Source organism: Mycobacterium sp. DHQP2018-32-09, assembly GCF_058148405.1.
Genome location: NZ_JBYVYK010000018.1, coordinates 40,404 through 52,234 on the forward strand (window position 1 = coordinate 40,404; position 11,831 = coordinate 52,234).

The 11,831-nt window shown below is 70.1% G+C and carries 10 protein-coding genes; 5 read left to right on the forward strand and 5 right to left on the reverse strand.

Annotated features, from left to right (window positions below; translation table 11 throughout):
* Positions 1-6 precede the first annotated feature (6 nt).
* From AC30CM_RS11105 to AC30CM_RS11125, 5 genes are all read right to left on the reverse strand, one after another.
* Positions 7-807 carry a carbohydrate ABC transporter permease gene (locus tag AC30CM_RS11105; RefSeq protein WP_490116967.1) on the reverse strand — a complete coding sequence of 267 codons (801 nt, stop codon included), beginning with the start codon at positions 805-807 and terminating at the stop codon, positions 7-9.
* 86 nt (positions 808-893) lie between these two features.
* Positions 894-1,760 (reverse strand): carbohydrate ABC transporter permease, encoded by an 867-nt coding sequence (locus AC30CM_RS11110; protein ID WP_490116919.1) that lies wholly within the window; start codon positions 1,758-1,760, stop codon positions 894-896.
* Positions 1,761-1,822: 62 nt separating this feature from the next.
* Complete coding sequence (locus AC30CM_RS11115; protein WP_490116920.1) at positions 1,823-3,151, reverse strand: ABC transporter substrate-binding protein; 1,329 nt, start codon at positions 3,149-3,151, stop codon at positions 1,823-1,825.
* Between the two features lie 52 nt (positions 3,152-3,203).
* Complete coding sequence (locus AC30CM_RS11120) at positions 3,204-4,688, reverse strand: FGGY-family carbohydrate kinase (RefSeq protein WP_490116921.1); 1,485 nt, start codon at positions 4,686-4,688, stop codon at positions 3,204-3,206.
* Entirely contained in the window at positions 4,685-5,611 is a 927-nt protein-coding gene (locus AC30CM_RS11125; RefSeq protein WP_490116922.1) for a DeoR/GlpR family DNA-binding transcription regulator, read from the reverse strand. The genes AC30CM_RS11120 and AC30CM_RS11125 overlap by 4 nt, the downstream gene beginning before the upstream one ends.
* Positions 5,612-5,938: 327 nt before the next feature.
* On the opposite strand from AC30CM_RS11125, the gene AC30CM_RS11130 reads away from it, so the two are divergent.
* The 5 genes from AC30CM_RS11130 to AC30CM_RS11150 all read left to right on the forward strand — a co-directional run bounded on the left by AC30CM_RS11130 (position 5,939) and on the right by AC30CM_RS11150 (position 11,805).
* Positions 5,939-8,620: a circularly permuted type 2 ATP-grasp protein gene (locus AC30CM_RS11130; protein WP_490116923.1), complete on the forward strand. Its 2,682-nt coding sequence runs from the start codon at positions 5,939-5,941 to the stop codon at positions 8,618-8,620.
* On the forward strand, positions 8,617-9,510 hold the full coding sequence (locus AC30CM_RS11135; RefSeq protein ID WP_490116924.1) for a transglutaminase family protein: 894 nt from the start codon (positions 8,617-8,619) through the stop codon (positions 9,508-9,510). The genes AC30CM_RS11130 and AC30CM_RS11135 overlap by 4 nt, the downstream gene beginning before the upstream one ends.
* Positions 9,503-10,534: a zinc-binding metallopeptidase family protein gene (locus tag AC30CM_RS11140; RefSeq protein ID WP_490116925.1), complete on the forward strand. Its 1,032-nt coding sequence runs from the start codon at positions 9,503-9,505 to the stop codon at positions 10,532-10,534. Before AC30CM_RS11135 ends, AC30CM_RS11140 begins: the two co-directional genes overlap by 8 nt.
* A 73-nt stretch (positions 10,535-10,607) precedes the next feature.
* On the forward strand, positions 10,608-10,898 hold the full coding sequence (locus tag AC30CM_RS11145) for a DUF4333 domain-containing protein (RefSeq protein WP_490116926.1): 291 nt from the start codon (positions 10,608-10,610) through the stop codon (positions 10,896-10,898).
* Positions 10,899-10,959: 61 nt separating this feature from the next.
* Positions 10,960-11,805 (forward strand): DUF3097 domain-containing protein, encoded by an 846-nt coding sequence (locus tag AC30CM_RS11150; protein WP_490116927.1) that lies wholly within the window; start codon positions 10,960-10,962, stop codon positions 11,803-11,805.
* The last annotated feature ends 26 nt before the right edge of the window (positions 11,806-11,831 follow it).

Here is an 11,831-nt window from a genome sequence, read left to right on the forward strand (position 1 = left end):
TCCCTTTCAGAACTTGACCGCGCCGCCGCTGATGCCCTGCACCAACTTGCGCTGGATGAAGAAGCTCGCGATGACGACGGGGACGACGGCGATGAGGATCGCGGCGCTCATGGCGCCGATCTGCACCCCGCGGAACGTGTTGAACCCGGCGATCGCCACCGGCAGGATGGCCGCCTTGCCCGGGGCGAGGATGAGCCCGTAGAACAAGTCGTTCCACGACAGCGTGAAACCGAAGATCGCGGCGGCGCCGATACCGGGGAGCACCTGCGGCAGCACCACCATGCGGAACGCCTGCCAGCGGGTGAAGCCGTCGACCTGCGCCTGCTCCTCCAGCGAGCGGGGCACCGCCTCGAAGAAGCCGATGAGGAACCAGGTGACCACCGGCAGCACGAAACTCAGGTGCGCGAAGATGACCGGTACCAGGGTGTCGTTGAGCCGCAACGCATAGGCCATCGTGAGGAACGGGAACACCAGCACGGCCGGGGGCAGCACCTGCGCGGCGAGCATGCCGAACCGCGTCAACGTCCCGCCCGCGCGGAACCGCGCGATGGCGTAGGCGCCCATGCTGCCCACCACGACGCTGACCGCGACGGTGGTGCCCGCCACGATCGCACTGCGGCCCGCGGCGGCGAGGATGTCCGACGACAACACCGTGCGCCAGCTCTCGAACGTGGGCGTGAACGCGAGCAGGAACGGCTCGTTGAGCTGTTCGGGCGTCTTCACACTGGCCAGCGCCACCCACACGATCGGGAACAGCACCGTGATCGCGGCCGCCCACAGCAGCGCGATGCGGCACACCGTCAGCAGCGGGGAATCCCGCAGCGCCGTCTTGCCCAGCGCCGTCTTGCCCAGCGCCGTCTTGCCCAGCGCCGTCTTGCCCGTCGCCGTCTTGCTCATGACCGCGTCTCCGCTCCGGCACGCGCCTTGTCCATGCGCCGGAACGCGAACACGATGATCGCCAGCACCACCAGCAGCACGACGAACGCCATCGACGACGCCGAGCCGAGCCGGAAGAACTGAATACCGGTCTGGTACACGAAGTATTGGATGGTCTCGGTTTCGGTGCCCGGTCCGCCGCGGGTGGTGGCGAACACGTACTCGAAGACCTTCATGGCGTCCAGCGACCGCAGCAGGATCGCCACCACCAGCACGGGGGCCAGCAGGGGCAGCGTGACGCGGCGGAACACGTACCACCCGGACGCGCCGTCCACCCGGGCCGCCTCCAGGGGCTCGGCCGGAATCGACTGCAGGCCGGCGAGCAGCAGCAGCACCATGAACGGCGTCCACTGCCAGACGTCGATGAGCGCCAGCGTGAACAAGGCCTTGCCCGGCCCGAAGAAGTCGTAGTCGAGACCCACTGCCTGCAGCATGTGGGGAATGGCACCGAGTTGATCGTTGAGCAGGAACCGGAACACCAGGCCCACCGCGATGGGCGTGATGAACATGGGCGCCAACAACATCGAGCGCGTCAGATCGCGCACCCACCGTTGCTTCTGCAGCGCCAGCGCCAACGCCAGGCCGACCAGCAACTCCAGGCCCACCGCCACCACCACGTAGGTGGCGGTGGTGCCGAAGGCGTGCCAGAACGACGAGTTGGTCAGCGTCGCGGCGTAATTGTCCGCCCCGACGATCGCGGGGGTGCCGCGATCGGTGAGCTTGTAGTCGGTGACGGACAGGTAGAGCGCGTACGCCAGGGGGAAACCGACCACCCCGACGAACAGCGCGATGAGGGGGGTGACCATGCCGTACTTGAACTTCATGGCCTGCGCTCCTTTCGCGGGGTGGTCGGTTTCATGAGAGGTTCAGCCCTGGGGGGAGGGGCTCAACCTTGGATCTTCTCGGCGGCGGCCTGTGCGGCGGCCAGTGCGTCGTCGACGCTCTTGGTGCCGGCGACGGCCTCGTTGAGTTCGGTGCCGACGGCTTGGATCATCTCCTCGCCGCTGGGGCCCTGGCTCAGCGGTGCCGCGTTGGCCAGCAGCTTCTTCACCACGTCGTAGTAGTCGGCGCCCAGCGGGCCGGCCAGCACGGCGGGATCCGAAAGCGTGCTCTGCCGGATGGCGGCGCCGCCCTTCTCGGTGCGCTGCACGTCGATGGGCTTGGACGTGATCCACGACGCGAAGGCCCATGCGGCGTCCGAGGTCGCCGAGTTGGCCGGGATGGCCCAGCTCCACGAACCCAGCACCTGCTTGCCGCCAGGGATGGTGGCCAGCTTGATCTTGCCTGCGGCGGGCCCGGATCCGGGCTCGTTGAGTGCGGGCAGCTGCCAGTTGTAGTTGATCATCGACGCCGACTGGTTGGCCGCCACCGAACGCTGGGCCTCGTCCATGCTCCAGTTCAGGCTGTTGGCGGGCGCGGCGGTCTTGTACGTGTCGACGTAGGCCTCCAGAGCCCGCTTGGCCTCGGGGGTGTTCAGCGTCGGCTTGCCGTCGGGGCCGTAGATCGAACCGCCCGCGGCGAACAGCCAGTTGCCCCACTCCTCGAAGATCTTGTAGCCGCGCTGCGGCTGCATGGCGATACCGGCCCGATCGGCCGTCTTCAGCGCCTTCGACGTGGCGACCAGCTGATCCAGCGTGGTGGGCACCTGCTGGTTGGCCTGAGCCATGTCGTCGGCGTTGTAGAGGTAGCCCAGGGCGTAGTTGTAGAACGGCACGCCGTAGCGCACGCCGTCGACGGTGGTGATGTCGGTGAGCGGCTTGAAGAAGTCGGCCGCGTCGTAGTCGGGCGTGCTGTCGATGCGAGCGTCCAACGGCTGCAGGAACTTCGCGTCGGCGAAGTCCACCATCCACGGGTTGTCCACCACGATCAGGTCATACGTGGGCGACGACGACTGGAACGACGACACCAGCTTGTCGCGCATCTGGTCGTAGGTCAGCGTCTCGATGTCGATCTTGACGTTGGGGTAGTCCTTGTTGAACTCGCCCACCATCGACTTGACGATGTCGGTGTCGGGGACGTTCTCCATGAGGATGCGCACCGTGCCCGAGGTGTCCTTGCCGACCTCGCCGGTTCCGGTGGCCTCGGGCTTGTCCGGTCCGCCGCTGCCTGCACAGGCGCTGAGCACCAGTGCGAGGGCCGCGAGCAGCGCCAGTAGTACCGTGCGCAGGGTCGGCCCCCTCCGCGCGGACGTACGTGTCGTGGATGTCGTATTCACCTGCGGCAACGTTCCTTTCATACTCGGGTCCCTTCCTCGATCGGTTCTCTCGTCACTCGGGGTGGCCGCGCCGGGCCAGGCGGTGCGACGTCGGGGCCACCGCGTCGCCGAGTTCGCGCCAGGTCGCGTAGGCGTCGTCGTAGACCGCCCGCCGGGCGGCGTCCGGCACCACGGGCGCGTCCAGCGTGGTGAAGCGCGCGGTGTCCGCCCAATCGTCGAGCGCGCCGACGCCGATGGCCGCGATCACCGCCGCGCCCAGCGAGGCGCCGGGATGGCCTCGCACCGGGCGCATCTCGAACCCCAGCACGTCGGCGTGGATCTGCTTCCACAGTGTCGACTTCGAGCCGCCATTGGTGATCATGACGCGGCTCAGAGTCAGGCCGATGTCGCCGAACACGTCGACGTGATGGCGGAACCCGAAGGCGATGGCCTCGAGCACCGACCGGTACAGGTCCGCCCGCGTGTGGCCCAGGTGCATGCCGGCGAACACGCCGCGCAGATCGGGATCGTGCAACGGGCTCTTCTCGCCGAGGAAGTACGGCAGGCACAGCACCTCGGCGGGCGACCGCACCGCGGCCTCCTCGTCGAGCGCCAGCAGATCCGTTCCGCCGACCAGCGTCTGGAACCAGCGGATCAGGCTGCCGCTCGTGGCCATGCAGCCGTTGGGCAGCCAGTGCCCGGGCACGGGATGCGCGTCCAGGTAGAGCCGCTCGTCGACCACCTGGTTGTCGGTGGCGACCAGGATGTCTCCGGCGCCGCCGAGCTTCACCAACGCGTCGCCCGGCCCGTTCACGCCGGCGGCGTACGCCGACAGCACGTGGTCGGCGCCGCCGACCACCAGCGCCGTGCCCGGGCGCAGTCCCGTCAGTTCGGCTGCCGCCGTGGACAACTCGCCCACCACGGTACCCGGACGGTGTACCGGGGCCAGGGTCTGCGGGTCCAGCGCGGCCGCGGCGAGCACCGGAGCGGCGACGGCGCCGTCGATGGTGAACAGGCCGGACTCCAGCGCCCAGTTCTGCTCGACGTGCACGGCCGCACCCAGCGCCGCCAGCACCCAGTCGTAGGACCCCACGTAGTGCGCGGTAGCGGACTCGACGTCGGGCTCGTGGGTGCGCAGCCACGCGATGGTGGGTGCCACCGACTGCTGGGTGAGCGCCGACCCGGTGAGCGCCACCAGATCGGTGTCCGCCAACGCCGCCGCCAGCGTGCGCAGCTCGTCGGTGGCGCGTGCATCGTTCTGCAAGATGGCGTGCCGCAGCGGGCGTGCGTGTTCGTCGACGGGGATGACCGCGGGCACCATGCCCGACGTCGCGATGGCCGTCACGTCGGCCGGGGCGACGCCACTGGTGTGCAGCACCTCGCGGATCGAGTCGACGACGTTCGCGTGCCACTGCGCCGGATCGGCCTCCGCGGCGCCGGGGATGGGGGAGTGCAGCGCCGACTCGCGTCCGGCCTGCGCGACGATGCCCGACGCCGTGTCCAGCAGCACGGTCTTCGTGCCGGTGGTGCCGATGTCGATGCCGATGGTGTGCGTCACCGGGCCACCTCGATCCGCGCGGTCCGCGACCCGTCGCCCGCCACGGTGCCTGTCTCGTGGCTCGCCACGTCGGTTGTCCCGTGGCTCGCCACGTCGGCTGTCTCGTGGCTCGCCGCGTCGGCTGTCTCGTGGCTCGCCATTTCGGCTGTCTCGTGGCTCGCCACGGTGATCACCTCGACTCCCGCCGCCCTCGCCGCCACCAACGTCGGGTGATCACTCGGGCCGTCGGTGATCACCACGTCGACGTCGGCGAGTGCGGCGATGCTGACGAACGTGACGCGGCCCAGCTTGCTCTTGTCGGCGGCGACGATGACGCGATCGGCACGCCTGCTCGACGCCCGCTTCACGCGGCTCTCGCCCTGGTGGTAGTCGGAGATGCCGCGGTCGCCGTCGATGCCGGCGACACCCATGACGAACGTGTCGCAGTTGTAGTTGTTCAGGGAGTCCTCGGCGAGTGGGCCGTTGAGGCTCAACTCGCCCGGCCGCAGTTCGCCGCCGGTGAGGACCACGGTGGTCGCGGGCTCGTCGACCAGTTCGAGGGCGACGAGCAGGCTCGGCGTCACCACGGTCAGGCCCAGCTCACGGCCCTTGAGCGAGCGCGCCACGGCCAGCGCCGTGCTCCCCGAATCGAGGATCACGGTCTCGGAGCGGCCGATGAGCGCGGCGACGGCGTCGGCGATGTGCCGCTTCTCCTCGGCGGCGATCGCCACGCGCGTCGCGAACGACGGCTCGGAGTCCTTGCGCGACAGGGAAATGGCGCCACCGACCACGCGTCGGACCAGGCCTGCGGACTCCAGTGACTCGACGTCGCGCCGGATGGTCATCTCGGAGACGTCGAACTCGGCTGCCAATTCGGCGAATGCGACCTCGCTGGCGGCACGAACCCGCGCCGCGATGCGGTCCCGCCGCGTCTTCGCATCCACCTGGACCGCCGCTCCGTTCTGGTCGCCGAGAGGCGAACACTCGTCGTTGCTGTTGAAAATTCACAGGAATGACAGGAAACATTCCCGAAACATGCACGAAGCGGTCATCCGGACCCGCAAGCGATGTGAATCTATAACACCATCATGTGGATTGCCCACACTTGCGACGAAATTTCTTCGCACCAATTTCGGCGGGTCGTCGGGGGCGCCCGGCCGCCCCGGCGGCCCCCGCCGGCCGACCCGACGACCCGGCCCCGATGCCCCCACTGACCGCCGGTGGGTGCTCCGAGCGCCGAGCGCGGTCGCAGTGCGTACCGTTTCGCGGTGATGGTGCTTGGAACGACCGGCCCGACGGGGGCCGCCCCTGCTGCGTCCGGTAGGGCCGAGGCCGCAGGCGACGTACTCGCGAGGTACCGCGCGGCCCGTGCTCAACCGGCGCTGTTCGACGTGCGCGGACCCGCCAGCACCTACGACGAGTTCATCGACGACGGCGGCGGCGTCCGACCCGCGTGGCAGGAACTCGCCGAATGCGTCGCCGAGCGCGGCCACGGCGGCCTGGAACGCCTGCGCGCCGGCGTGCGTGGGCTCGTCGACAACGACGGCATCACCTATGTGCGCGTCGACGGGCAGGGGGCGGTCCTCGGCGACGAAAGGTCCCGCGACGGTGTGCCCGCGCCCGGACCGTGGCACCTCGACGCGCTGCCGCTGATCCTGTCGGCGACGGACTGGGACACCCTGGAGGCCGGTCTGGTGCAGCGCTCGCGCCTGCTGGACGCCGTGCTCGCCGACCTCTACGGGGAGCGGCGCGCCATCACCAGCGGCGTGCTGCCCGCGCGCCTGGTCTTCGCGCACCCCGGCTACCTCAACGCCGCGCGGGGCATCGAGACCACCGGCAGGCACCAACTGTTCCTGCATGGCTGCGACGTCAGCCGCGGCGCTCGCGGTGAGTTCACGGTGCACGCCGACTGGACGCAGGCGCCGTCGGGCGCGGGGTATGCGCTGGCCGACCGGCGCGTGGTGGCGCACGCGTTCCCCGACCTCTACGAACGCATCGGCCCGCGGCCCGCCTCGCCCTGGGCCGAGGCGCTGCGGTCGGCGCTCATCGACGCCGCGCCCGCCGCCGCGGAGAAGCCGGTGGTGGTCGTGCTCAGCCCGGGCATCCACTCCGAGACGTCCTTCGACCAGGCCTACCTGGCGAGCGTGCTGGGGTTCCCCCTGGTGGAGAGCGCCGACCTGGTGGTTCGAGACGGCACCCTCTGGATGCGCTCGCTGGGCACGCTCAAGCGCGTCGACGTGGTGCTGCGCCGCGTGGACGCCGACTATCTCGATCCGCTCGATCTGCGACCCGACTCGCGCCTGGGCGTCGTCGGTTTGGTCGAGGTGCTGCGCCGGGGGGCGGTGACCGTGGTCAACACCCTGGGTAGCGGCATCTTGGAAAGCCCTGCGCTGCTGCGGTTCCTGCCCGAGTTGTCGGAACTGCTGCTGGGCGAGGCGCCCTCGCTGCGCACGGCGCCCACCTACTGGGGCGGCATCGACGTCGAGCGCTCGCACCTGCTCAGCCGACTGCACGCGCTGGTGATCAAGCGCGTGGACGGCGGCGCCCCCGTCGTCGGGCCTGCGTTGAGCAAGCGTGAACTCGCCGACCTCACCGCCCAGATCCTCTCTGCACCATGGCGATTCATCGGTCAGGACCTCCCGGAGTTCTCCTCGGCCCCCACCGCCCGCGGCCGCGGCGGACTGTCGGCGGCCAAGGTGGGGATGCGGTTGTTCACGGTGGCCCAGCGCGGGGGCTACGCGCCGATGATCGGCGGGCTCGGGTACCTCATGGCCCCCGGCGCCGCGGCCTACCAGCTCAAGACCGTTGCCGCCAAGGACGTCTGGGTGCGCACCACCGCCTCTGCGGTGACCGAACTCACCGAGCGCACGGCCACCCCCGAGCTGCCCGCCATGTCGCCCAGCCCGATCCGCGCCGTCAGCTCGCCCCGCGTGCTCTCCGACCAGTTCTGGCTGGGCCGCTATGCCGAGCGCGCCGAGGCAATGGCCCGGTTGCTCGTGGTGACCCGCGAGCGCTACCACGAATTCCGATACCGCCAGGCACTGCCCGACAGCGAGTGCGTGCCCGTGCTGCTGGCCGCGCTCGGGGAGATCACGGGACAGGACACCGCGGCCGGGGCCGACGCCGCCGAGGTGGTCGCCACCACGCCCACCACGCTGTGGTCCCTGACGGCCGACCGGAACCGCGCGGGATCGCTCGCCCAGTCGGTCGAACGCCTCGGGCAGGTCTCGCGTGCGGTGCGCGACCAGATGTCCAACGACACCTGGATGGTGCTCGCCGCCGTGGAACGGGCCGTGACGACGACGTCGGTCGAACCTCCCGACTCGCAGGCCGAGGGTGAGACCTACCTGGCGACGGCGCACAGCCAGACGCTGGCGGGCATGCTGGCGCTCTCCGGCGTGATCGGCGAGTCGATGGTGCGCGATGCGGGCTGGATCATGATGGACATCGGCAGGCGGCTCGAGCGTGGCATCTGGTTGACGGCACTGCTGCGGGCCACGCTCACCGTGCGGCGTGCGCCCGGCGCCGAGCAGACCATCACCGAGTCCACGTTGGTGGCGTGCGAGTCGTCGGTGAGTTACCGGCGCCGGACGCTGGGCGCCGTCAGCGTGGCCGCCGTCGCCGACCTGCTGCTGTTCGACGAGCAGAACCCGCGGGCACTGGCCTTCCAATTCGACCGGCTGCGTGCGGATCTCAAGGCCCTGCCCGCATCCTCGGGATCCTCGCGCCCCGAGCGACTGCTCGACGAGACGGCGGGGCGTCTGCGCCGTACCGACCCGGCCGAGCTGGAGGAGGTGACCGCCGAGGGCCGCCGAGCCGAGTTCGCGGCCCTGCTCGACACGCTCCACGCCGACCTGTGCGAGCTGTCCCGGTCGATCACCGCGACGCATCTGGCGTTGCCCGGGGGGATGCAGCCGCTGTGGGGTCCCGACGAGCGCAGGGTGCTGCCGTGACCCGGCGCTACGAGATCACCCACCGCACCACCTACCGGTACTCCGACGTGGTGACCAGTTCCTACGGGCGGGGCTTCCTCACCCCGCGGGACCTGGCGCGGCAGCGCTGCCTGAGCCATGAACTGGCCGTCGACCCCGTGCCCGCCGACCTGTCCACCAGTGCCGACGCGTACGGCAACACCAGCACCTACTTCCACGTCACCGAACCACACCGCCGGCTCTCGCTCACCAGCCGCTCGGTGGTCGAGGTCGACGCACCGGCCGAGCAGCTCTACGGCGGCGGCTCGGCGCGTGCACCGTGGGAGCTGGCCCGGCCGGTGGGCCCCGACGGGGCGCTGGCATGCGAGTTCGTCCTCGACCTGCGGCCCGCGGAGATCACCGACGAGGTGCGCGCCTACGCCGCACCGAGTTTCGAGCCGGAGCGCCCGCTCATCGAGGTGCTCACCGACCTCAACGCCAGGATCTTTCGCGACTTCACCTACCGTTCGGGGTCGACGACGGTGTCGACGCAGGTCGCCGACGTTTTGGCGGCCCGCGTCGGGGTATGTCAGGACTTCGCTCGGTTGGCGATCGCCTGCCTACGCGCACATGGTCTGGCCGCGAGCTACGTGTCGGGATACCTCGCGACGGACCCACCTCCAGGAAGGGAACGCATGGTGGGCATCGACGCGACGCACGCGTGGGCCGCGGTTTGGACACCCCAGGGACAGTGGCTGTCCCTGGACCCGACCAACGACCAGCTGATCGACGAACGCTACGTCGCGGTGGCCTTCGGCCGCGACTACGCCGACGTGCCCCCGCTGCGCGGCATCATCTACACCGACTCGAGCAGCAGCGTCATCGACGTCTCGGTGGACGTCGCGCCGCTCGAGGGTGCCGCGAGTGCGTGACTTCACCTGCCCCAAGTGCGGTCAGCGATTGTCCTTCGAGAACTCGCTTTGCCTCAATTGCGGAAGCGCGCTGGGGTTTTCGCTCGAGGATCGCGCGCTGCTGGTGATCGCCCCGGCTCGGGAAGGGGGTTACGCCGGTGCGGTGGACGCCGACGACTACGAGCTGTGCGCCAACCGCCACCTGGCCACGTGCAACTGGCTGGTGCCGGTGACCCCGCCCGGCGAACCGGGGCTGCTGTGCGCCTCGTGCCGCCTGACCCGTACCCGGCCCCGCGACGACGACGGCGACGCGCTGGCGGCGTTCGCGAGTGCCGAGGCCGCCAAGCGCCGCCTCATGCTCGAGCTGAGCGAGCTGAAGCTGCCGATCGTCGGCCGCGACGAGGATCCCGACTACGGACTGGCCTTCGACCTGCTGTCCAGCGCCCACGAGCAAGTGTTCACCGGGCACCAGAACGGCGTCATCACCCTGGATCTCGCCGAGGGTGACGACGTGCACCGCGAGCAGCTGCGCGTCGAGATGGCCGAGCCCTACCGCACGCTGCTCGGCCACTTCCGCCACGAGATCGGCCACTACTACTTCTACCGTCTGGTGAGCCCGTCGGCCGACTACGTCGGCCGGTTCACCGACCTGTTCGGCGACCCCGACGCCGACTACCAGGCAGCGCTGGACCGCCACTACGCCGAGGGCGCCCCGCCGGGATGGGAAGACCGGTTCGTGTCCTCGTACGCCACGATGCACCCCGCCGAGGACTGGGCCGAGACGTTCGCGCACTACCTGCACGTCCGCGACACCCTGGACACCTCGGCCGCCTTCGGATTCGCCCCCTCGGGCGCCACGCTGGAGCGGCGAGTGCTGGGGCCCAGCGCCTTCGACACCATCATCGACATGTGGCTGCCGCTGGCGTGGGCGCTCAACATGGTGAACCGGTCCATGGGCAAGGACGATCTCTACCCGTTCGTGCTGCCGCCGCCGGTGCTGGAGAAGATGCGTTTCGTCCACGAGGTGCTCGACGCGTTGGGCTGACGCTTGACCTCGGCGGGCACGTCGCGCACCATCACCGCACATGAGTTGCCCACGACGAACTCGAACAGCGGCGATGACGTTGGCGGTGACGGCCGTGGTGACGGAGATGGTGTCGGCCTGCGGCACCAGCACGCTCAAGGCCGACGAGGCCGCCAAGTTCGTCACCGACACGGTGTCGGAGCAGAACGCCTTCACGCCCACCGGCGTCACCTGCCCGCAGAACCTCGAGGCCAAGGCCGGAACCACCTTCGACTGCACGTTCGTCGGACCCGAGAACACCAGGTACGTGGCGCACATGACCGTGCTGGACGTCCAAGGCGAATACGCGACGTTCGAACTGAGCGGCCTGACGCCCACCGGCTGAGGCCGCAGGCGCGCGGCGTGTCGGCTTCCGGCGCGACCGCCGTGCGGGCAAGGATGCTCGGGTGACAGATCGCTACGGCTCCGACGTGCTCGCCAGCAACCCCCACGCCGGCAGGCGGCCGAAGTCCAAGGATCGCGCCGCCGACGTCGGACTGGTGGTCGAGGACGCCCAGACCGGATACGTCGGCGAGATCGTCAAGGTCGAGTACACCACCGTCATCCTCGAAGACCGCCACGGGCGGCGGAAGTCCTTCCCGCTGGGACCGGGCTACCTCATCGACGGCAGCCCCGTCATCCTGGTCAAGCCGCTGCGCCGGCCCGCGCAGACCGGACCCGCGCGGTCGGCGTCCGGATCCGTGGCCGTGCAGGGTCTGAGGGCCCGCACCGCGCTGCCCAGCCGGATCTACGTCGAGGGCCGCCACGACGCCGAACTCGTCGAACAGGTGTGGGGGCACGACCTGCGCGTCGAGGGCGTCGTCGTCGAATACCTGGGCGGCGTCGACGATCTCGTCGGCATCGTCGACGAATTCCAGCCCGGTCCCGGACGCCGTCTCGGCGTGCTCGTCGACCACCTGGTCGCCGGTTCCAAGGAGGCGCGCATCGCCGCCGAGGTGGCCAACGGCCCGGGCGGGGCGCACACCCTGGTCGTCGGGCACCCGTTCATCGACATCTGGCAGGCCGTCAAGCCGGCCCGCATCGGGGTCTCGGCGTGGCCGGTGGTGCCTCGCGGCACCGAGTGGAAGCACGGCGTGTGCGAGGCGTTGCGGTGGCCGCACCGCGACCAGGCCGACATCTCCAGGGCCTGGCAACGCATCCGCGGCCGCGTGCGCGACTGGACCGATCTGGAACCCGAACTGATCGGTCGCGTCGAGGAACTCATCGACTTCGTGACCGCACCCGCCGATTGACCGCGCGCCCGCGCCCGTCGGGCGGC